The following is a 22,382-nucleotide window of genomic DNA, read 5'->3' as shown; positions in this document are numbered from 1 at the left end:
GGGGCGGAGGCGGCGCACGGGTGCGGCGTGCGGGTGCGGCGTGCGGGTGCGGCGTGCGGGTGCGGCGTGCGCGGCGGTGACTGGGGGGACGGTTTGGGGACCGGCGAGCAACTCGTGACGATCGCGGCGGTGCTGCTCGGCGCGCTGACCACACACGTCACGAACCACCTGATGGAGCGGAGCAGGAACCGCCACCAGCTGCTGACGCGGTGGGACGACAAGAAGGTCGACGCCTACGGGGAGTACGTCGACGCCGTCAAGCTGCGGATCGCCGCCTGCGTACCGCTGTACGAGATGCGGAAGCAACTGCGCGAGAGCCACCGCAGCGAGGAGGACCTCCGCGACGACCTGGCGGAGGCGAGCCGCCGGTGGGGATCCGCCTTCGAGCGGGTCATGCTGCTCGGCGGGGACGACGCCATCGAGTCCGGACACGAGCTGAACGTGCTGCTCGCCGAGATCGACTGGCAGGCGACCGGCCGGGTCGACGGCACCCTGGAGGAGTGGCGGGAGCGGCACCGGGCCGCCTTCCGCGCCATCAACGCCTTCCACGAGGACGCCAGGGCCGATCTCGGCATCCGGGGCCGCGTCACCGGTGAGAAGCATCCCGAGCGCGATCTGCTGGTCCCGCCCGCCCGCCGTCCTCGCCGCGGTCCGGCCGCCGGCGACTGACGGCGCGGGCCGTCTCGTCCCCGGGTACGCGGTACGCGTCGGCACGGTTTGGCCCCGGTCCCTCCCCTCGTGGGGACCGGTGCCAAACCGGGCCGGCGCCGCTCTCGCGTGCGGTGGCGGGCCGGGGCGGGTCCCGGAGGGACCGACCGCCGAAAGCTGACCGAGAACATGCGGGCCCCGCGGCGTGGCTGTGTGAGCACCGAGCCGCTGACCTGTCCGGGTTCCGCGAAGCCGCCTCGCCACTGCGACGCGATCCTGCCATCCGTGGTCGCCGCCGGGCAGGCTCCGCACTCCTGGACCCGCTGTAGTCGCAGGTCAGCCATATAGAGTGAGTTTTCCGGTCCGGACGTCCAGACGGCGGGGGAAGTAAGGAGTGGAGGCCTTGAGTTTCGACTCAGGGGCACGCACGGCCTTCGCAGAGCGCCTAGCACTGCTGTACGGCGAGGCCGGCAATCCTCCCCTCAAACGCGTGTCCGAAGCCGTCGTCCGGCTCCAGCGGGTCGACGAGCGGGGACGCCCCGTACGGGTCTCCGCCCAGCGGATCAGCGACTGGCGGCGCGCCAAGAACGTGCCCGCCCAGTTCCCCGCCCTCGCGGCCGTCCTGCACGTCCTCATACCGCAGGCGCGGCGCGCGCGGCCGGTACCGGTCTCCGCGGGGCTGTACGACCTGTCCCAGTGGCAGCGCCTGTGGGAGCGGGCGCTGGCCGACCCGAACGGGGAACGCCCCGCGCCGCCCCCGGCCGAGGAGCAGCCCGCCGCCGAGGCCGCGGCCACGCCCGGCGGGGTCTGCCCGTACCGGGGGCTGGCCGCCTACCGCCGGCAGGACGCCGGCTGGTTCTTCGGGCGGGAGCGCAGCACGCGGGCCCTCCTCGCCCAGCTCGACGCGACGCGGGACACGGGCGGCCTGGTCATGCTGGTGGGCGCCTCGGGGGCAGGGAAGTCCTCCCTGCTGAACGCCGGCCTGGTGCCCGCCCTGCGCGCCGGCGCCCCGGATGCCGGGGGCGGTACGCCCCGGCGGGTGCTCCAGCTCGTACCGGGGGCCGACCCGCTCGGGGAACTGACCCGTCTGGTGCCGCAGCTCACGCCCGTCGTCGGCGGCGTGCGGGGCGCGGTGACGCAGAGGGCGCCGACCACGGAGCCGGGCGCCCCCGAGGCCCGGGCCACGGACACCCCACACGCCGACGACGCCGTCAGGGCTGCCTTCGCGACCTGGGCGACGTCCCCGGAGGACGGAAACGGGTCCAACGTCTCCGTCACCGCGGGCCCGGATCGACCGAGCGGCTCCGACAGGCCCGGCGACCCCGAAGGGTCAGCAGGACCGGCCCGAACGGACACGTCGGACAGCTCGAACCGGGCAGGCGACTCGGCCCTGCCGGACACCTCGGGCGACCCGGATCGGCCCCGCGACGCGTTGGACGGCCGAGGCGACCGGGACAGCCAGGACGGCCGGGCCGACCATGCGGACCCCGACAGCCGAAACGGCCGAGCAGCCCCCGCCAACCGAACCGGCACCACGCCCCCCACATCCCCCACGCACCCACCCCCCGCCCGTCCGGTCGTCATCGTCGACCAGTTCGAGGAGCTGTTCACGCTCTGCGCCGACGAGACGGACCGGCGTGTGTTCATCCGGCTGCTCCAGGCGGCGTGCGTGCCCGGACCCGACGGGGACCCGGCGCCGGCGCTCGTGACGCTGGGCGTACGCGCGGACTTCTACGACCGGTGCCTGCGGTACCCGGAACTGGCCGACGCCCTCCAGCACCGGCACATGGTGCTCGGGCCGCTGACCACCGCGGAACTGCGCGAGGCGGTGACCGCTCCCGCCAAGGCCGTGGGCATGGAACTCGAACCGGGCCTCGCCGAGCTGATCATCCGCGAGGTGAGCACCGACGGCCCGGACGGGGCGCACGACGCGGGCGTGCTGCCGCTCCTCTCCCACGCCCTGCTCGCCACCTGGCAGCGCCGCAAGGCGGGCCGCCTCACCCTGGCCGGGTACCGCGCGGCCGGCGGCATCCAGGGCGCGGTGGCCGCGACCGCCGAGCGGGCCTGGTCCGGCCTGGACCCGGCGGCCCGCACGGCCGCGCGGCTGCTGCTGCTCAGACTGGTCCGGCTGAGCGAGGACACCCAGGCCACCCGTAGGCGCAGTACGCGGCGCCGGCTGGCCGAGGAGTCGGGGGACCCCGGCAAGACCGAGGAGTCCCTCGAGGCGCTGGTGCGGGCCCGGCTGGTGACGCTCGACTCGGACACCGTCGAGATCACCCACGAGGCGCTGCTGCACGCCTGGCCCCGGCTGCGCGACTGGATCGACGAGGACCGCGCCGGGAACCTGCTGCGCCAGCGGCTGGAGGAGGACGGCCTGGCCTGGGAGGAGTCGGACCGCGACTCCGCCCTGCTCTACCGGGGCTCCCGGCTGACGCAGGCCAGCGACTGGGCGAAGTCGGCCGACGACACCTTGCTGACCCGCAGCGCGGTGGAGTTCCTGGCCGCCGCGGTCAGGCTGCGCAGACGCACCGTCATGATCAGCCGCGCCGCGGTCTCGGTGGTGGTCGTGCTGGCCCTGGTGGCCGTCGGCTCCGCGGTGCTCGCCTGGCAGCAGCGCAACGACGCCGTGTTCGAGCAGGTGGTCGCCGAGGCGGACCGGGTCCAGGACACGGACCCGTCGCTGTCGGCCCAGCTCGACCTGGCGGCACACCGCCTGCGGCCGGACGACGAGGACGTCAGGAACCGGCTGATCTCGATCGTGAACGCTCCCCTGGCCACCCCGCTCCTCGGGCACACCGGCGCCGTCTACCTCACCTCCTTCAGCCCCGACGGGCGGATTCTGGCGACGGCCAGCTACGACCGCACCGTCCGGCTCTGGGACGTCTCGGACCCCGCCCGTCCCAAGCAGCTCGGCAAGCCCCTCACCGGGCACACCAGCTGGGTGAGCACCGCGGTCTTCAGCCCCGACGGCCACACCCTCGCCAGCGCCTCGGACGACGGCACGATCCGGCTGTGGGACGTACGGGACCCCAGTCGGCCGCGTCCGCTCGGCGCCCCGCTGGCCGGCCGCGGCGGCACCGTCTACCTGCTCGCCTTCAGCCCCGACGGCCACACCCTGGCCTCCGCCCACGACGATCACGCCGTACGCCTGTGGAACGTGGCCGACCCGCGCGCCCCCAAGGCGCTCGACACCCTGACCGGCCCCACCGCGGCGGTGCGCTCGGTGGCCTTCAGCCCGGACGGCCGCACGCTCGCCGCCGGCGGCGACGACGACAAGGTCCACCTCTGGGACGTCACCGACCCGGCGGGGGCGAAGACCGTCGGGAAACCGCTCACCGGCCACAGCGGCCTGATCCACTCCGTGGCCTTCAGCCCCGACGGCCGCACCCTCGCCAGCGGCAGCGCGGACGACACCGTCCGGCTCTGGGACGTCACCGACCCCGCCCGGGCCAGGCCGGCCGGGGCACCGCTCACCGGCCACACCGGCCCCGTCTGGGCGGTGGCCTTCAGCCCCGACGGAGCCATGCTCGCCGTGAGCAGCGCGGACAGCACGGCGAGCCTGTGGAACGTCAGCGACCCTGCCTACCCCTCCCAGGTCGGCGTGCCCCTCGCCGGAGGCAGCGGCGAGATGTACGCCCTCGGCTTCAGCCCCGACGGCCGCACCCTCGCCACCGGCAGCGGCGACAGCAAGGTGCGCCTGTGGTCGCTGCCGACGTCGGACATGATCGGCCGCATCGGCGCCTTCCGTCCGGACGGGCACGTCCTGGCCACGGCGGCCCGCGACGGCAGGGTCCGGCTGTGGAACGTGACCGACCCCGCCCGGCCCGTGTCGCTGAGCGCCCCCTTCAGACCGGGGGAGGGCGACATACGGTCGCTGGTGTTCTCCCCGGACGGCGACACGCTCGCGGTGCTCGCCGGAGGCAGCGCGCTGCAGCTGTGGGACGTCACGGACCCGGCCCGGCCCAGGTCCCACGGGCCGCCCGTGGCGCTGAACACCCGCTACGCGGGCCCCGACGCCCTGGCGTTCAGCCCGGACGGCCACACCCTGGCCACGGCGCACGACGACCGCACCGTCCAGTTGTGGGACACCGGCGACCCGTCCCACCCCCGTCGTCTGGGCAAGACGCTCACCGGCCACACGGGATACGTCAACACCCTCGCGTTCAGCCCGGACGGCCACACCCTGGCCAGCGGTGGCGCCGACGACGCCGTGCGCCTGTGGGACGTCACCGACCCCGCGCACGCCACTCGTCTCGGTGCCCCCCTCACCGGGCACCTCGGGCCCGTCAACGTCCTCGCCTACAGCCCCGACGGCGAGACCCTGGCCAGCGGCAGCGACGACGGCACGGTCCGGCTGTGGGACGTCACCGAGCCGGGCAGGGCGTCCGGGCCCGAGGCCACGCTGGCCGGCCACACCGACTCGGTGGTGTCGCTGACGTTCAGCCAGGACGGCGCCACCCTGGCCAGCGGCGCCAACGACAACACGGTCCGGCTGTGGAGCGTCTCCGCCCCCGCCGAGGCCAACCCCATCGGCCGGGCGATGAGCCCCAACGCCAAGACCGGCAGCTTCCTCTCCTTCAGCCCCGTACGCCACATGCTCGGGGTCTCCAGCGGCACGGACACCGTCCGGCTGTGGAGCCTGGGCGTGGACGACGCCATCGACCGCATCTGCTCCGCCACCCGAGGGGTGCTGACCGAGGAGAAGTGGCACGAGTACCTGCCGCGCCTGGACTACGAGTCGCCGTGCGACCACTGACCCCCTCACGTCGTCTACGTGATCCGTATCACATCACCACAACCGACCGACCAGTCGGCACCCACCGGACACCCGGCCTTGTTAGCCTTGGCCACAGTCCGACCGCTGGCGCATCCCCCGTCGCCAGCGGTCGGGTTTTTTCCTGCCCACGCGGCGCCGCCGTGCGCCCACACGGCAGGAACGACCCGTATGCCCCCGTGCGCTCGCCGGGCGACTGCGCCGGGGTGACGCTGTGACCGTGACGGATGCGTTCGCTTCCCGCCCGCGCCGTGCAGTGCGGTGACGACCGCCGAAGACCACAGGCGCGACGGCTTGCCGACCGGACCGACGAAGTACTTCGGTGTGCCGCTCCTCCTCAGCGGCGTGCTGAGCATCCTCCAGGGCATCGCGGGCATCGCCAAGGACCGCCTTTCGGGATGCCGCGGCACCACGAGTACAGGTTCGGGGCTGGATCCACCTCGTCGTGGGTGTCGCAGTGGTGATCGCGGGCGCGGCGCTGCTGCGCGCCGCGCCCTGGGGCCGCGCGGCCGGATTGTTCATCCCGTACCACCCCTTGTGGTCGATCAGCGTCATGGCCCTCGACCTGATCATTCTGTGGGGCCTGGCACGGCTCGCCACGACCTGACCGAACACCGCGTCCCGCGCACGGACCCCACAGGCACAGCAAAGACCCCCAACCGGATCCGGCTGGGGGTCTTCGAGCTGGTGGGGCTAACAGGATTTGAACCTGTGGCCTCATCCTTATCAGGGATGCGCTCTAACCAACTGAGCTATAGCCCCGCCGCGCTCTGCGGTGTATGTCCCGCGCGCTGACTCCTGAAGATTAGCGCACGAGGCGGGCAGTCCCAAAATCGGTTGTCGCGCGGCTGACAAGCGCGGTCGGCTCGCGGATCACTCGTCCTCGGCGAGCGTCAGCTCCACACCGCCGACGAAGCCCGCGGACAGGTTGTAGATGAACGCGCCGAGGGTCGCCAGGGCTGTCGCGAGGACGACGTCGATGACCGCGATGACCGTCGTGAACATCAGCACGTTGGGCAGCGACAGGAAGGACTGCAGGTCGAAGCCGTTGGACTCGTTCGAGCCGGTGGCCTCGGAGATCGTGCCGCCGACCGTCGAGAAGACGCCCATGGCGTCCATGACCATCCACAGCACGGCGGACGCGACGATGGTGCAGATGCCGAGCGCGATGGAGAGCAGGAAGCTGACCTTCATCACCGACCACGGGTCCGCCTTCGACACGCGCAGGCGGGCCTTGCGGACGCGGGGCGTGGTGCGGGCGCCGGTGCGCGGGCGGCGCACGGCGGACGCGTTGCCGCCCTGGGTCTGGTAGGCCTGCGGCGGGTGGTAGGGCCCGCCGGTCTGCTGTGGCTGCCGTTCACCCGGCAGCGGCGAGGCCGCCTGCTGAGTCCGCTGGCCTCGGGTGTCCGTCACAGTTCCCCCCTGGGATCCATGCGTTGAGGACGAGCTCCCCGAGTGCGAGTCGGTCGCTCCGTCGTCGATCTTGCGCAGTTGAGTCGTGTGCGAATCCGTCGCACGCGCGGCGGAGCCACGGCCGCCGCCGCCCGTTTCCGTACCCGTGGGGGTACCGGCCGATCCGGCGCCCGTGGCTCCGCTCACGATTACTCTCTCCTCGTGCTACTCGGCCGAGGGCGCCTCACCCTCGTCCGTGCCGGTGGTCGCGGCACCCTCGGCGGTCTCGTCGACGGCCACATCGCCGTCGACCTCCTCCGCCTCGCGTCCCGCCTCGGCGTTGCGTGCGATGCCGACGACGGCATCGCGCTTGCCCAGATTGATCAGTTGGACGCCCATGGTGTCACGGCCCGTCTCCCTGACCCCGTTGACTCGCGTACGAATCACACCGCCAGAGAGCGTGATGGCGAGGATCTCGTCGTGCTCCTCGACCACCAGCGCGCCCACGAGTGACCCGCGGTCCTCGACGATCTTGGCGGCCTTGATGCCGAGGCCACCACGACCCTGGACGCGGTACTCGTCGACGGAGGTCCGCTTCGCGTAACCGCCGTCGGTGGCAGTGAACACGAACGTACCGGCTCGAACAACATTCATCGAGAGCAGCTCGTCCCCTTCGCGGAAACTCATGCCCTTGACGCCCGAGGTGGCGCGTCCCATCGGACGCAGTGTGTCGTCCGACGCGGTGAACCTGATCGACTGCGCCTTCTTGCTGATCAGCAGCAGATCGTCCTCTGCCGAGACCAGTTCGGCTCCGATCAGTTCGTCGTCACTGCCGTCCGGCTGCTCCCGCAGGTTGATGGCGATGACGCCGCCCGAGCGCGGCGAGTCGTAGTCCTTCAGCGGCGTCTTCTTCACCAGACCGGCCTTGGTGGCCAGGACCAGGTACGGAACCGCCTCGTAGTCGCGGATCGCACGGATCTGGGCGATCGTCTCGTCCGGCTGGAAGGCCAGCAGGTTCGCCACGTGCTGCCCGCGCGCGTCCCGGCCGGCGTCCGGCAGCTCGTAGGCCTTGGCCCGGTAGACGCGGCCCTTGTTGGTGAAGAACAGCAGCCAGTGGTGGGTGGTGGACACGAAGAAGTGGTTGACGATGTCGTCTTCCTTGAGCTTCGTGCCGCGCACGCCCTTGCCGCCGCGCTTCTGCGCCCGGTAGTCGTCGGTCTTGGTGCGCTTGATGTAACCGCCACGCGTGACCGTGACGACGATGTCCTCCTCGGCGATCAGGTCCTCGATGGACATGTCGCCCTCGTACGGGATCAGCTTGGTCTTGCGGTCGTCGCCGTACTTCTCGACGAGCGCGGTCAGCTCCTCGCTGACGATCCCGCGCTGGCGGACGGGCGAGGCGAGGATCTCGTTGTACTCGTTGATCTTCATCTGGAGCTCGTCGTGCTCGCGGACGATCTTCTGCCGCTCCAGGGCCGCCAGGCGGCGCAGCTGCATCTCCAGGATCGCGTTGGCCTGGATCTCGTCGATCTCCAGGAGGTCCATCAGGCCGCCGCGCGCGATCTCGACGGTGTCACTGCGCCGGATCAGCGCGATGACCTCGTCGATGGCGTCCAGGGCCTTGAGCAGGCCGCGCAGGATGTGCGCCCGCTCCTCCGCCTTGCGCAGCCTGAAGCGCGTACGGCGGACGATGACCTCGATCTGGTGGTTCACCCAGTGGCGGATGAACGCGTCCAGGGACAGGGTGCGCGGCACGCCGTCGACCAGGGCCAGCATGTTGGCGCCGAAGTTGGTCTGCAGGTCGGTGTGCTTGTACAGGTTGTTCAGGACGACCTTGGCGACCGCGTCCCGCTTGAGGACGATGACCAGGCGCTGGCCGGTGCGGGAGGACGTCTCGTCGCGGACGTCGGCGATGCCGCCGATCTTGCCGTCCTTCACCAGGTCGGCGATCTTCTGCGCGAGGTTGTCCGGGTTGACCTGGTAGGGCAGCTCCGTGACCACCAGGCACTGGCGGTTCTGGATCTCCTCGACCTCGACGACCGCGCGCATGGTGATCGAGCCGCGGCCCGTGCGGTAGGCCTCCTCGATGCCCTTGCGGCCCACCACCAGGGCGCCGGTCGGGAAGTCGGGGCCCTTGATGCGCTCGATCAGCGCGTCGAGGAGCTCCTCGTGCGAGGCCTCGTAGTTCTCCAGGTACCACTGGGCGCCGGCCGCGACCTCGCGCAGGTTGTGCGGCGGGATGTTGGTCGCCATGCCGACCGCGATGCCCGCCGAGCCGTTGATCAGCAGGTTCGGGAAGCGGGCGGGCAGGACGGTCGGCTCCTGGGAGCGGCCGTCGTAGTTGTCCGTGAAGTCGACGGTCTCCTCGTCGATGTCGCGGACCATCTCCATCGACAGCGGCGCCATCTTGCACTCGGTGTACCGCATGGCCGCCGCCGGGTCGTTGCCCGGCGAGCCGAAGTTGCCGTTGGAGTCGACCAGCGGCATCCGCATCGACCAGGGCTGCGCGAGGCGGACCAGGGCGTCGTAGATGGAGGAGTCGCCGTGGGGGTGGTAATTGCCCATGACGTCGCCGACGACGCGGGCGCACTTGTAGAAGCCGCGCTCGGGGCGGTAGCCGCCGTCGTACATGGCGTACAGCACGCGCCGGTGCACGGGCTTGAGGCCGTCGCGGACGTCGGGCAGCGCACGCGAGACGATGACGGACATCGCGTAGTCGAGGTAGGAACGCTGCATCTCCGTCTCGAGCCCGACGGGCTCGACACGCATGGCGAGGGCGTCACCCTCGGGCGTCGTCACAGGAGTGTTCTCGTCGGTCATTGCTGGTGAAGGTCCTTCCTGGTGCGGTCAGCCGAGACCGACTCAGATGTCGAGGAAGCGGACGTCCTTGGCGTTGCGCTGGATGAACGCGCGCCGGGCCTCGACGTCCTCGCCCATCAGCACCGAGAACAGGTCGTCCGCCTGCGCGGCGTCGTCGAGCGTGACCTGGCCGAGCACGCGGTGCTCCTGGTCCATGGTCGTGATGCGCAGCTCCTCGGCGTTCATCTCGCCGAGGCCCTTGAAGCGCTGGACGGAGTCCTCGCGGATGCGCTTGCCGGCCTGGCGGCCCATCTCGATCAGCGCGTCGCGTTCACGGTCGGAGTACGCGTACTCGAAGTCGTCCCGGCCCCACTTGATCTTGTACAGCGGCGGGCGGGACAGGTAGACGTGCCCGGACTCGACCAGCGGCCGCATGAAGCGGAACAGGAAGGTCAGCAGCAGGGTGTTGATGTGCTGGCCGTCGACGTCGGCGTCCGCCATCAGGATGATCTTGTGGTAGCGGAGCTTCTCGATGTCGAAGTCCTCGTGCACACCGGTGCCGAACGCGGAGATCATCGCCTGGATCTCCTGGTTCTGAAGGATCCGGTCGATGCGGGCCTTCTCCACGTTGAGGATCTTGCCGCGGATCGGGAGGATCGCCTGGTACTGCGGGTTCCGGCCGGACTTGGCGGAGCCGCCGGCGGAGTCGCCCTCGACGATGAAGATCTCGCACTTGGTCGGGTCGTTCGACTGGCAGTCGGACAGCTTGCCCGGCAGCGACGCCGACTCCAGCAGGCCCTTGCGACGCGTCAGGTCGCGCGCCTTGCGGGCCGCCACGCGCGCGTGGGCCGCCTGGATGCCCTTGCGGATGATGTCCGCGGCCTCGTTGGGGTTGCGGTCCAGCCAGTCCGTCAGGTGCTCGTAGACGACCTTCTGGACGAAGGTCTTCACCTCGGTGTTGCCCAGCTTCGTCTTGGTCTGGCCCTCGAACTGGGGCTCGCTCAGCTTCACCGAGATGATCGCCGTCAGACCCTCGCGGATGTCGTCACCCGTGAGGTTGTCGTCCTTCTCGCGCAGCAGCTTCTTGTCGCGCGCGTACTTGTTGATCAGCGAGGTGAGCGCCGCGCGGAAGCCCTCCTCGTGCGTACCGCCCTCGTGCGTGTGGATGATGTTGGCGAACGAGTACACGCCCTCGGTGTAGCCGCCGTTCCACTGCATCGCGACCTCGAGGGACAGGTTCTTGTCCTTGTCCTCCGCCTCGAGGTCGATCACGGTGGGGTGCACCAGCTCTCCCTTGCGGGAGTTGAGGTACGACACGAAGTCGACGATGCCGCCCTCGTAGTGGTACGAGACGCTCTTGACCTCGTGCTTCTCGTCCTCACCCGCCTCGTCCGCGCCGGCGGTGGCCTTCGCCGACTCGCGCTCGTCGGTGAGGTTGATCTTCAGGCCCTTGTTGAGGAAGGCCATCTCCTGGAAACGCCGGGAGAGCGTCTCGAAGGAGTAGTCGGTGGTCTCGAAGATGTCGCCGTCGGCCCAGAAGGTGACCGTCGTGCCGGTCTCCTCGGTGGCCTCGTGCCGGGCGAGCGAAGCCGTGGGGACGCCCAGCTTGTACTCCTGCGTCCAGCGGTAGCCGTCGGTCTTGACCTCCACCGCGACCCGCGTGGAAAGGGCGTTGACGACGGAGACACCCACGCCGTGCAGACCGCCCGAGACCGCGTAGCCGCCGCCGCCGAACTTGCCGCCCGCGTGCAGCACGGTCAGCACGACCTCGACGGCGGGCTTCCCCTCGGAGGGGACGATGCCCACCGGGATGCCGCGGCCGTTGTCGACGACCCGGACACCGCCGTCGGCGAGGATGGTCACGTCGATCGTGTCCGCGTGGCCGGCCAGCGCCTCGTCGACGGAGTTGTCCACGACCTCCTGCACCAGGTGGTGCAGACCACGTTCACCGGTCGATCCGATGTACATACCGGGTCGCTTGCGGACCGCGTCCAGACCCTCGAGGACGGTGATGGCACTGGCGTCGTACGACGCGGGCACCTCGCCGTGCGAGGTGCTCACCGTGTCGTTCACGCCGGTGTCGGTGGACGGGTTGTTCTCGTTGGGGTTGCCGGAATCGGCCACGAAGCGCCCTTTCTGGCACACCACGAGCCGGGCTCGTCGGCAGGTTGCCGGAGCGGCTGCGGCATGTTGCGTTGGTAAGCCTTGATCAGCGTTGCTCAGCTAGTCCCGGACGGTCCCCACGTTCGGGGCGGGATTCTCTCCCATTCTACCGGTACCACTGACACTGATGGGGGTTTGCCGGTACCTGAGTCCGCATGTGCCGCCCTGAACGAGCCTCGTCCGACTCCCGATATACGGAAGGGGGCCTCAAGAGGCTCACAACGGCACTCAGCGCTTTGAGGTGTCAACCCTTTGCTACTTGGGAGTCAGATCCCGGTCCGGCTCCCCGCACGGGGGTACGCAACAGCCCGCGCCAACGGTTCACACCGACCGCAGGCGGCAATTTCTGTGAGGTACATCACGCATCGCTGACGGGGCGCCAGGCCGTCCCCGCCTCACCCGTAGGTGTCGCCCGGACCCTGGCTGCCCGGCGCCCGCAACGGCCCGTAGCGCCGGCCGGGACCGCCCGCGCCACCGGGTCCCAGGACCTTGATCATCCGAACCGACCCGTGCCCCAGGTCCTCGTTGAGCCGGGCCACCAGCGTCGGCGCGAGCAGCCGCAGGTTCGTCGCCCAGGCCGTCGAGTCGCAGCGCACCACCAGCACCCGCTCGTCCTCGTCGTACCGCTCCGGCACGCAGTGCTTCGCCACGTCCTCGCCGACGATCTGCGGCCAGCGGCCCATGACCCCGCCCACCGCGGCCGGTGTCTCCCAGCCGCGCTCGGTGATCAGCCGGTTGATCGCCGAACCCAGGGCCATGGGGTCGCGGCCGTCGGCGCGAGCGCCGGAGCGCAGGCCACCCCGGCGTGCCTGCCTCTTCTGCTGCGCCACGTCGCCCCGCGCACGTGCCGCCTCCCGCGCCGCCCTGAGCGCCACGCGCGCGAGGTCGACACCGGACGGCTCCGGACCGCTCCCGACCGTGTCGTCGTCCGCGCGGCGGTTCGGTGCGCCCCCGGCAGTCGGCTCGTCGGCGCTCACGCGCGCTCCACCGTGCCCTCCGCCACCGCGAACCGCGCCCCCGCCAGCACATGCGGTACGTCGTCGTCGACCGCGGCCGTCACCAGCACCTGCTCACCGGGGGCCACCAGCTCCGCCAGCCGCTCCCGGCGCCGGGCGTCCAGCTCGGCGAAGACGTCGTCCAGGACCAGCACCGGCTCGTTCCCCTCGGCCCGCAGCAGGTCGAAGGAGGCCAGCCGCAGTGCGAGCGCGTACGACCACGACTCGCCGTGCGAGGCGTAGCCCTTGGCGGGCAGCGAGCCGAGCTTGAGCAGCAGATCGTCCCGGTGCGGACCGACCAGGGTGACGCCCCGTTCGATCTCCTGCTTGCGCGCCTCGGCGAGCGCCGCCATCAGCTGCTCGTACAGGTCTTCGCGCGTGTGGGCCTCGCCCGGCGCCGACGGCTTGTACTCCAGGGCGAGGGGACCGCCGCCCGGGGCCAGCTGCTCGTACGCCTTGTCGGCCAGCGGCTGCACCGCCGCGATCAGGTCCAGGCGCTGGGCGAGCAGTTCGGCGCCCGCGCGCGCGAGGTGCTGGTCCCAGACGTCGAGCGTGGAAAGGTCCAGCGTGCGGCCACCGTGCCGACGGGCGAGCGCGGCCGACTTCAGCAGGGTGTTGCGCTGCTTGAGGACCCGGTCGTAGTCGGAGCGCACCCCGGCCATCCGCGGCGAACGGGCGGTGATCAGCTCGTCCAGGAACCGCCGCCGCTCCCCGGGATCGCCCTTGACCAGCGCGAGGTCCTCCGGCGCGAACAGCACGGTGCGCACGATGCCGAGCACGTCGCGCGGTCTGACCTGCGAGGACCTGTTGATACGGGCGCGGTTGGCCCTGCCCGGGTTCAGCTCCAGCTCGACCAGCTGCTGCCGCTCGCCCTGGCGGACCTGGGCGCGGATCACAGCCCGCTCGGCGCCCATGCGCACCAGGGGCGCGTCGGAGGCGACCCGGTGGCTGCCGAGGGTGGCGAGGTAGCCGACCGCCTCGACCAGGTTCGTCTTGCCCTGTCCGTTGGGGCCGACGAAAGCGGTGACGCCCGGGTCCAGGGGCACCTCGACCCGGGCGTACGAACGGAAGTCGGCCAGCGACAGATGCGTGACGTGCATGGTCGTGCGCCGACCTCCCCAGCCTTCGGGTGTGGACCCTCGGGCGTTGACCCTCGGGCGTTGCTTACCTTTTCTCGACCGCGTGGCCGCCGAACTGATTGCGCAGCGCGGCGATCATCTTCATCTGCGGCGAGTCGTCCTGGCGGGACGCGAACCGCGCGAAGAGGGAGGCCGTGATCGCGGGCAGCGGCACCGCGTTGTCGATCGCCGCCTCCACAGTCCAGCGTCCCTCACCGGAGTCCTGTGCATAACCCCGGAGCCCGTCCAGGTGCTCGTCGTCGTCGAGCGCGTTGACCGCCAGGTCCAGCAGCCAGGAGCGGATCACCGTGCCCTCCTGCCAGGAACGGAAGACCTCGCGGACGTTCTCCACGGAGTCGACCTTCTCCAGCAGCTCCCAGCCCTCGGCGTAGGCCTGCATCATCGCGTACTCGATGCCGTTGTGGACCATCTTCGCGAAGTGGCCCGCGCCGACCTTGCCCGCATGCACGGCGCCGAAGTCGCCCTCGGGCTTGAGGGCGTCGAAGACCGGCTGCACCCTGGCGACGTTCTCCGCGTCGCCGCCGTACATCAGCGCGTAGCCGTTCTCCAGGCCCCACACACCGCCGGAGACGCCGCAGTCGACGAAGCCTATGCCCTTGGCAGCCAGCTCCTCGGCGTGCTTCTCGTCGTCCGTCCAGCGGGAGTTGCCGCCGTCCACGACGACGTCGCCGGGCTCGAGCAGCTCGCCGAGCCGGTCGACGGTGGCCTGGGTGGCCTCGCCGGCCGGGACCATCACCCACACCACGCGCGGGGCGCTGAGCTTGCCCACAAGCTCTTCCAGGCTGTGGACGTCGGCGAGGTCCGGATTGCGGTCGTATCCGACGACGGTGTGGCCCGCGCGGCGGATCCGCTCGCGCATGTTGCCGCCCATCTTGCCGAGGCCGACGAGACCGAGCTCCATCAGTTGCGTTCCTTAGGTGTGCGAGGTGGCAAGGCGGCACCTCCGAACCCGCCGGATGCGTGCCGCGGCACTTTCGTACCCGTGTCGAGCCTAAACCCGCACGCCCGTGCACAGCTGTGGGCATACGCGCTCAGACGAATGCCCCCACCTGCGGGTTCTTCCCCACCCTGTGGACAGCCACCGACGACGCCACCGGCCGGCAGGCGACGGCCGGTGGACTCAGCCGCTCAGCCGCACCGGCATGATCAGGTACTTGTAGGCCTCGTCCGCCTCGGCGTCCACCGCGGGCTTGCCACTGAGCAGCGCCGGCTTGGTGGACGTCGTGAAGGACAGCTGGGCCACCGGCGAGTCGATCGCGCTCAGCCCGTCCAGCAGGAAGGTCGGGTTGAAGGCGATCGAGATGTCGTCGCCCTCCAGCTGGGCGTCGACCCTTTCCACAGCCTGTGCGTCGTCGCTGGAGCCGGCCTCCAGGATGAGCACGCCCTGCTCGAAGCTGAGCCGCACCGGGGTGTTGCGCTCGGCGACCAGGGCCACGCGCTTCACGGCCTCCACGAACGGGGCGGTCTCGATCACCGCGACGCTGTTGAACTCCGTCGGGAACAGCGTCTTGTACTTCGGGAGGTCGCCCTCCAGCAGACGCGTCGTCGTCCGGCGGCCCGCACCCTCGAAACCGATCAGTCCCTCGCCCGCGCCCGAGCCGGACAGCGCCAGGATCACCTGGTCACCGCTGGTCAGCGCCTTGGCGGTGTCCTGGAGGGTCTTGGCGGGCACCAGGGCGACCGCGGAGATGTCCGGGTTCTCCGGCTTCCACAGGAACTCGCGGACCGCGAAGCGGTAGCGGTCGGTGGAGGCCAGCGTGACCGAGTCGCCCTCGATCTCGATGCGCACACCGGTCAGGACGGGCAGCGTGTCGTCGCGGCCCGCGGCGATCGCCACCTGCTGCACGGCCGAGGCGAAGATCTCGCCGGGGACCGTGCCGGTCGCCTCCGGCATCTGCGGCAGTGCCGGGTACTCCTCCACCGGCAGGGTGTGGAGGGTGAACCGCGAGGAGCCGCAGACCACCATCGCCCGTACACCGTCTGTGGAAATCTCCACCGGCCGGTTGGGCAGGGCCCGGGAGATGTCGGCGAGCAGGCGGCCGGAGACGAGGACCGTGCCCTCCTCCTCGATCTCCGCCTCCACGGACACCCGCGCCGAGACCTCGTAGTCGAAGCCCGACAGGCTCAGCTGTCCCTCCTCGGCCTTCAGCAGCAGGCCCGCGAGGACCGGCGCCGGCGGACGGGCCGGGAGGCTGCGGGCCGCCCAGGCCACTGCCTCCGCGAGTACGTCGCGTTCCACCCGGATCTTCACTGTTGCCGCCTCCTGCTGTTGCCGGCGCTGCTCGCCCTGCTTCGCCTTCGTCGTCTGACCGGTGTCGTCCGCCGCTGTGAGGGGCAGAACACCGGGGACCAGTCTGACGCACCCCACTGACAGTAGGTGCCGTTCGGGGTCAAGTCGTGACGAGGGGCGGTCGGGCTCGAGAGGGCGAGTTGTGCACAGGGCCCGCTTCGAAACGGATTCCGCTCTCTCTCTAGTCGTCAGTAGTAGTAGGGCCTGTGGATACCGTGGATAACCCTGTTTCCCCAGGTCAGAGCATGAATTTTGTCCACGGGTCCTGTGGGCGGAGCCCGTGGACAACCGGGCTCTTCTGTGGAGAACAGAAAGTTCTGCACACACCGTGCACAGGGAGAGGCGACTTCTCCCCAGAGCCGTCCCCAGCTTTACCCACGTTTCCCACAGCCCAACCAGGCAGCCTCGTGTGACGCCTTTCACTCGACGCGGTGACGGGGCGCGTCGCGTTGCCGAACAGTGGACAGACATGTGGAGAAGCTGGGGATCGCTGGGGACAACCGGCCCCAGCCTGTGGGTTGCCCGTGGACAACTGGATGCACAGCCTGTGGATCATTTCGTCGTCCACAGCCTGTGGAGATCGTTCGTCCACGAATCCACAGGGAGCTGACCTGCCCTGATGATCCCTCACCAGCCTGGCCTGTGGACGGGATCGGGACAACTTCCCAGTCCCCAAGGTGTGGACGGAAAAAACTGGCCCAATCTGTGGAGGACGGCCGTAACCCGGCAGATATTCGAACAGCGGACAGGACGTCCGTACGAGCGGTGGAAGCCCGAGGAGCGTCCTGGGGCGGCCTTGGGCGGTCCTCGGGCGGCCTCTGAGAGGTACCGAGGAGGCTCCAAGGGACCCTGAGGGGGCGCGGAGGGAAGCCGCGGAGGGCAGACGAGGGCACGCGAAAGGCGCCTGCGGAAGTCCCGGAGGCGCCTTCGTGGCCGGTGCCGGCGGCCGGTGGCCGTCAGCCGTTCTTGATGCGGTTGGTCAGCTCGGTGACCTGGTTGTAGATCGAGCGCCGCTCGGCCATCAGATTGCGGATCTTGCGATCGGCGTGCATCACCGTGGTGTGGTCCCGGCCGCCGAAGAGCGCACCGATCTTGGGCAGCGAGAGGTCCGTGAGCTCGCGGCACAGGTACATGGCGATCTGCCGGGCCGTCACGAGCTGGCGACCGCGCGAGCTGCCGCACAGGTCCTCCACCGTGAGGCCGAAGTAGTCGGCGGTCTCGCTCATGATGGCCGTCGAGGTGATCTCCGGAGTGGAGTCCTCGCCTCCCGGGATCAGGTCCTTGAGGACGATCTCCGTCAGGCCCAGGTCGACCGGCTGCCGGTTGAGCGACGCGAACGCCGTCACCCGGATCAGGGCGCCCTCCAGCTCGCGGATGTTGCGCGAGATGCGCGAGGCGATGAACTCCAGCACCTCCGGGGGGGCGTTGAGCTGCTCCTGCACCGCCTTCTTGCGCAGGATCGCGATGCGCGTCTCCAGTTCGGGTGGCTGGACGTCGGTGATCAGTCCCCACTCGAAGCGGTTGCGGAGCCGGTCCTCCAGCGTCACCAGCTGCTTGGGCGGCCGGTCGCTGGAGAGCACGATCTGCTTGTTGGCGTTGTGCAGGGTGTTGAACGTGTGGAAGAACTCCTCCTGCGTCGACTCCTTGTCCGCGAGGAACTGGATGTCGTCGACGAGCAGGATGTCCATCTCGCGGTAGCGCTTGCGGAAGCTGTCGCCCTTGCCGTCGCGGATGGAGTTGATGAACTCGTTGGTGAACTCCTCCGAGCTCACGTAGCGCACGCGCGTGCCGGGGTAGAGGCTGCGCGCGTAGTGCCCGATGGCATGCAGGAGGTGGGTCTTGCCGAGCCCCGACTCCCCGTAGATGAAGAGGGGGTTGTAGGCCTTCGCGGGTGCCTCCGCGACCGCGACGGCCGCCGCGTGGGCGAAGCGGTTGGAGGCCCCGATGACGAAGGTGTCGAAGAGGTACTTCGGGTTCAGGCGCGCGGTCGGCTCGCCGGGGCCGGTCGCCGGCGCCGGCTGTGCGGCCAGCGGTCCGGGTGCCCCGGTGGCGGGGCCGGGGCCCACGGGGCCGCCGCGGTGGACGTGACCGGATCCGGCCGGGGGCTCTGCCAGGTCCCGGCGGGGGCCGCGCTGCTCGTAGTCGCCGCGCTGCTGCTCGTAGTCGCTTCGTGGCTGGTCGTAGTCGCCGCGCGGACCGTCGTACTCGCCCCGGGACTGCTCGTAGTCGGCGCGGGGCTTGTCGTAGTCGCTCCGGGACTGTTCGTACTCACCGCGCGGCGAGTCGTACGACGGGCGTTCCGGGGGCTGCGGCCGGTAGTCCTGCTGGTACGGGGCGTGGGGGTCGTGGGAGTACGGCGGTGGCGGCGGCTCCTGGCCGTAGGGCTCCTGCGACGGGGAGGCGTAGGGGTCCCGTTCCGGGAAGCCGAGGCGCTGCTGCTGCCAGCCGTAGTCCTCCTGCTGGGCCGGCCGGGGCCAGGAGCCGGGCTCGGGGCGCTGGTACTCCTGCGGGTAGGCGGGCCGTGCGGTCGGGAGTTGGTCGGCGCGGCCGCGGTCGTAGTTCTCGTACCCGTCGCGGTAGTCCTCGCGGGTCCCATGGCCGGGCGCGGGGCGCTCGGGCTCCTCGTAGCGGGGCTGGGGGCGGGACGGCTGCGCCTGGGGTGCCTGCGGAGCGGGCCCGGCGGGTTCGCCCGCGGTGTCGTCGACGGTGATCGCGATGCGGATCGGGCGGCCGCATTCGCGGCTCAGGGTCTCACTGACGACGGGGGCCAGGCGGCCCTCCAGTACGCCCTTCGCAAATTCGTTCGGTACGGCGAGGAGGGCGGTGTCGGCGACCAGCGCGAGCGGCTGGCAGCGACGGATCCAGTGCTCGTCCTTCGACTCGACGCCCGGCCCGCGGCCTTCTCCGAGGAGTTGCTCCAGTACGCGTGGCCACACTGCGGCAAGATCGGCAGGTACGTCAGCCACAGGGCACGCTCTCTCACGAGTCCCTCGAACGTGTGATTCAGGGACGGGTCGGGATGAAACTCGGGTGGGGCAGGGATAAGGGAACGAATCGGAGTTCAGTCACGGTAGTCAGCGCGGCGGGTAGGGTTCAAGTTGTTGTCCCCAGCCTGTGGACAAGTGTCTCCCGGTCACCGCTGGTTTGACCGAATGGCGCAGTCGCACGTACCGTAACCAGGTCGAGTTGTCGATGGCTGCTGCCGCCTGCCTCCGATGGGCACAGGTCACGTCCAAGGTGATCGAAAAGCGGTGCACTCGGGCGTAACGCGAGCTACTCGTGGGCGCACGGTGACAGCCAGGACGGCACCCCGCCAACACCCGATTCTTTCTGGAGCCCCCGAGTGAGCAAGCGCACCTTCCAGCCGAACAACCGTCGCCGCGCGAAGACCCACGGCTTCCGGCTGCGTATGCGTACCCGTGCCGGCCGCGCGATTCTCGCGACCCGCCGCAGCAAGGGTCGCGCCCGTCTGTCCGCCTGATCCCGGTCAGGTCATGACGTCGTGCTGCCCACCGAGAACCGGCTGAGGCGGCGCGAAGACTTCGCGACCGCGGTACGACGGGGCCGCCGGGCCGGCCGCCCGGCCCTCGTCGTCCACCTTCGAAGCGGTGCCACGGACCCGCACGCGCCTGGGGAGAGCGCTCCCCCGACACGTGCGGGTTTCGTCGTGAGCAAAGCCGTGGGTGGTGCGGTCGTGCGCAACAAGGTGAAGCGCAGGCTTCGCCATCTGATGCGCGACCGGATCGACCTGTTGCCCCCCGGTAGCCTGGTAGTCGTACGAGCGCTGCCCGGTGCGGGTGACGCCGACCATGCACAGCTGGCCCGAGACCTGGACGCCGCCCTGGCGCGGCTACTGGGAGGGGGCGCGCGATGAAGTACCCGCTGCTGGCTCTGATCAAGCTCTATCAGTGGACGATCAGTCCGCTGCTGGGGCCGGTCTGCAAGTACTACCCGTCGTGTTCCCACTACGGCTACACGGCCATCGACCGGCACGGAGCCGTCAAGGGCACGGCACTCACCGCCTGGCGCATCCTGCGGTGCAACCCGTGGTCGCCGGGCGGTGTGGACCATGTTCCGCCGCGCAAGCGCCCGCGGTGGCACGAAATGCTGCGTGCCGCCTGGCGGGCACGCAAGGGCGGGACCTCCGCCGCCGAACCGGCCACCGAAGGACGGCCCGCTCACCCGAGCCCGTCCGAGCCTTCGAGCCCGGCCGCAGAGACCTCGCCCCATGCCCAAGGAGCATGATTAGTGGACACGATTGCCAGCCTCTTCAGCTTTATCACCTGGCCCGTCTCCTGGGTCATCGTCCAGTTCCACACGGTGTACGGGGCGATCTTCGGACCTGACACCGGATGGGCCTGGGGCCTGTCCATCGTGTCGCTGGTGATCCTCATCCGCATCTGCCTGATCCCGCTCTTCGTGAAGCAGATCAAGGCGACGCGCGGGATGCAGACGCTCCAGCCGGAGATGAAGAAGATCCAGGAGCGCTACAAGAACGACAAGCAGCGGCAGTCCGAAGAGATGATGAAGCTGTACAAGGAGACGGGTACCAACCCGCTCTCCTCGTGCCTTCCCATCCTCGCGCAGTCCCCGTTCTTCTTCGCCCTGTACCACGTGCTCAACGGCATCGCGTCCGGCGACACCATCGGCGCGGTCAACCAGGACCTGCTGCAGAGCGCGCAGAAGGCGCACATCTTCGGGGCTCCGCTGGCCTCCAAGTTCTTCAGCAGCGAGAGCGACGTCGCCGCCCTCAACGCCTCCCTCACCGATGTCCGGGTCGTCACCGCGATCATGATCGTGCTGATGTCGGCCTCGCAGTTCTTCACCCAGCGCCAGCTGATGACGAAGAACGTCGACACCACCGTGAAGACGCCGTTCATGCAGCAGCAGAAGATGCTGATGTACGTCTTCCCGGTCATGTTCGCCGTCTTCGGTGTGAACTTCCCCGTCGGTGTCCTCGTCTACTGGCTGACCACCAACGTGTGGACCATGGGCCAGCAGATGTACGTCATCCGCAACAACCCGACGCCCGGTTCCAAGGCGCAGGCCGCCTACCTGGAGCGGCTGCACAAGAGCGTCACCGAGCACGGCAAGACCCGTCGCCGGGGCGAGAAGGCCATCGTGAAGGCCATCGTCGCCAAGGGCCGGGACCGCAACGAGGCCGAGCGGAAGTTCATCAACGGCCTGAACAAGGCGGGACTGGCTGCTCAGGCCGACGGCACCGTGGTGAAGAGTGACGCCGCCGTGGCCGCTCAGAGCGCGGACGGTTCGACCGTGACGACCACGGGCCAGCCCAAGCGCCAGCAGCCCAAGAGGCAGAGCAAGTCCCAGCGCCAGGCCAAGCCCGCAGGTGAGGCCGAGCCGAAGACGTCGCTGACCAAGTCGGACGAGCCGCAGGACGCCAAGCCGGCGGGCAAGCAGGACGTGAAGCCCGCCGCCGGTGCCAAGAAGCCGGCTCAGAAGTCCGGCGGCGGTGGCCGCAGCAAGGCCCAGTCCGGACAGCGCAAGGGCCCGCAGCGGCCCAAGTCCCCGTCGAAGAAGTAAGAAGGAGCCCATCCCGTGACGGAAGGCACCACCTCCGCCGCTGCCGAGGGTGCAGACACCCTCACCCGCCTCGAGCAGGAGGGCGATATCGCGGCGGACTACCTGGAGGGTCTGCTCGACATCGCCGACCTCGACGGCGACATCGACATGGACGTCGAGGCCGACCGTGCCTCCGTCTCGATCATCAGTGACAGCAGCAGCCGCGATCTGCAGAAGCTGGTCGGCCGGGACGGTGAGGTGCTGGAGGCTCTGCAGGAGCTCACGCGCCTCGCCGTGCACCGGGAGACCGGGGACCGCAGCCGGCTGATGCTCGACATCGCGGGTTACCGGGCGGGCAAGCGCGCCGAGCTGTCCGAGCTGGGCGCCAAGGCCGCGGCCGAGGTCAAGAGCAGCGGCGAGTCCGTGCGGCTCGAGCCGATGACGCCCTTCGAGCGCAAGGTCGTGCATGACGCGGTCAAGGCCGCAGGGCTCCGCAGTGAGTCCGAGGGCGAGGAGCCGGAGCGCTTCGTCGTCGTTCTCCCTGCTTGATCGGCTCCCTCTCGTTCTCCGGCCCCGTCTGTTGCGCAGACGGGGCCGAATTTTGTCAGCCTGATAGTTCTGGTGGTTCTGGCACCGACGCCCTTGGCGCCGGTGTCGTA

Annotated in this window: 16 protein-coding genes and 1 tRNA gene; 8 read left to right on the top strand and 9 right to left on the bottom strand. The window is 70.1% G+C overall.

The genetic code is table 11. The features are described from left to right. Positions 1–114: 114 nt before the first annotated feature. The 3 genes from AB0P07_RS23780 to AB0P07_RS23770 all read left to right on the top strand — a co-directional run bounded on the left by AB0P07_RS23780 (position 115) and on the right by AB0P07_RS23770 (position 6,029). Positions 115–669, top strand: a complete 555-nt coding sequence (locus tag AB0P07_RS23780) for a hypothetical protein (RefSeq protein WP_365553572.1) — start codon at positions 115–117, stop codon at positions 667–669. Between the two features lie 373 nt (positions 670–1,042). Continuing rightward, positions 1,043–5,404 carry a hypothetical protein gene (locus AB0P07_RS23775; RefSeq protein ID WP_365553569.1) on the top strand — a complete coding sequence of 1,454 codons (4,362 nt, stop codon included), beginning with the start codon at positions 1,043–1,045 and terminating at the stop codon, positions 5,402–5,404. Positions 5,405–5,867: 463 nt separating this feature from the next. Beyond that, positions 5,868–6,029, top strand: coding sequence for a hypothetical protein (locus AB0P07_RS23770; protein WP_365553566.1), 162 nt, complete (start codon positions 5,868–5,870; stop codon positions 6,027–6,029). 78 nt (positions 6,030–6,107) lie between these two features. On the opposite strand, the gene AB0P07_RS23765 is transcribed toward AB0P07_RS23770, so the two are convergent. The 9 genes from AB0P07_RS23765 to dnaA all read right to left on the bottom strand — a co-directional run bounded on the left by AB0P07_RS23765 (position 6,108) and on the right by dnaA (position 19,166). After that, positions 6,108–6,184: transfer RNA gene (locus tag AB0P07_RS23765), tRNA-Ile, on the bottom strand. A gap of 111 nt (positions 6,185–6,295) precedes the next feature. Next, positions 6,296–7,021, bottom strand: coding sequence for a DUF3566 domain-containing protein (locus AB0P07_RS23760; RefSeq protein WP_365553563.1), 726 nt, complete (start codon positions 7,019–7,021; stop codon positions 6,296–6,298). A gap of 18 nt (positions 7,022–7,039) precedes the next feature. Next, positions 7,040–9,634: a DNA gyrase subunit A gene (gene gyrA, locus AB0P07_RS23755; protein WP_365553560.1), complete on the bottom strand. Its 2,595-nt coding sequence runs from the start codon at positions 9,632–9,634 to the stop codon at positions 7,040–7,042. Between the two features lie 42 nt (positions 9,635–9,676). Next, a complete protein-coding gene (gyrB, locus tag AB0P07_RS23750; RefSeq protein ID WP_365553557.1) occupies positions 9,677–11,737 on the bottom strand; it encodes a DNA topoisomerase (ATP-hydrolyzing) subunit B in 2,061 nt (686 codons plus the stop codon). A gap of 434 nt (positions 11,738–12,171) precedes the next feature. Then, positions 12,172–12,753, bottom strand: coding sequence for a DUF721 domain-containing protein (locus AB0P07_RS23745; RefSeq protein ID WP_365553554.1), 582 nt, complete (start codon positions 12,751–12,753; stop codon positions 12,172–12,174). Continuing rightward, on the bottom strand, positions 12,750–13,871 hold the full coding sequence (gene recF, locus AB0P07_RS23740) for a DNA replication/repair protein RecF (RefSeq protein WP_365553551.1): 1,122 nt from the start codon (positions 13,869–13,871) through the stop codon (positions 12,750–12,752). Before recF ends, AB0P07_RS23745 begins: the two co-directional genes overlap by 4 nt. A 64-nt stretch (positions 13,872–13,935) precedes the next feature. Next, positions 13,936–14,811, bottom strand: coding sequence for a phosphogluconate dehydrogenase (NAD(+)-dependent, decarboxylating) (gene gnd, locus AB0P07_RS23735; protein WP_365553548.1), 876 nt, complete (start codon positions 14,809–14,811; stop codon positions 13,936–13,938). 219 nt (positions 14,812–15,030) lie between these two features. Beyond that, a complete protein-coding gene (dnaN, locus tag AB0P07_RS23730) occupies positions 15,031–16,161 on the bottom strand; it encodes a DNA polymerase III subunit beta (protein WP_365553924.1) in 1,131 nt (376 codons plus the stop codon). A 995-nt stretch (positions 16,162–17,156) separates the two neighbouring features. Further along, positions 17,157–19,166 carry a chromosomal replication initiator protein DnaA gene (dnaA, locus tag AB0P07_RS23725; protein WP_365553545.1) on the bottom strand — a complete coding sequence of 670 codons (2,010 nt, stop codon included), beginning with the start codon at positions 19,164–19,166 and terminating at the stop codon, positions 17,157–17,159. Between the two features lie 377 nt (positions 19,167–19,543). On the opposite strand from dnaA, the gene rpmH reads away from it, so the two are divergent. From rpmH to AB0P07_RS23700, 5 genes are read left to right on the top strand one after another with little or no spacing between them, the layout of a single operon-like run. After that, positions 19,544–19,681: a 50S ribosomal protein L34 gene (gene rpmH, locus AB0P07_RS23720; RefSeq protein ID WP_003975051.1), complete on the top strand. Its 138-nt coding sequence runs from the start codon at positions 19,544–19,546 to the stop codon at positions 19,679–19,681. Between the two features lie 21 nt (positions 19,682–19,702). Further along, a complete protein-coding gene (gene rnpA, locus AB0P07_RS23715) occupies positions 19,703–20,074 on the top strand; it encodes a ribonuclease P protein component (protein WP_061443637.1) in 372 nt (123 codons plus the stop codon). Next, a complete protein-coding gene (gene yidD / locus AB0P07_RS23710) occupies positions 20,071–20,445 on the top strand; it encodes a membrane protein insertion efficiency factor YidD (protein WP_031039985.1) in 375 nt (124 codons plus the stop codon). The genes rnpA and yidD overlap by 4 nt, the downstream gene beginning before the upstream one ends. Before the next feature lie 3 nt (positions 20,446–20,448). Beyond that, on the top strand, positions 20,449–21,744 hold the full coding sequence (gene yidC / locus AB0P07_RS23705) for a membrane protein insertase YidC (RefSeq protein WP_365553540.1): 1,296 nt from the start codon (positions 20,449–20,451) through the stop codon (positions 21,742–21,744). 15 nt (positions 21,745–21,759) lie between these two features. Further along, positions 21,760–22,272 (top strand): R3H domain-containing nucleic acid-binding protein, encoded by a 513-nt coding sequence (locus AB0P07_RS23700; RefSeq protein ID WP_030403066.1) that lies wholly within the window; start codon positions 21,760–21,762, stop codon positions 22,270–22,272. The last annotated feature ends 110 nt before the right edge of the window (positions 22,273–22,382 follow it).

This window comes from Streptomyces sp. NPDC085944 (genome assembly GCF_040686295.1).
GTDB classification, from domain to species: domain Bacteria; phylum Actinomycetota; class Actinomycetes; order Streptomycetales; family Streptomycetaceae; genus Streptomyces; species Streptomyces salinarius.
Note: the sequence above shows the minus strand (reverse complement) of the source record. Positions and strands in the feature narration are given on the sequence as shown.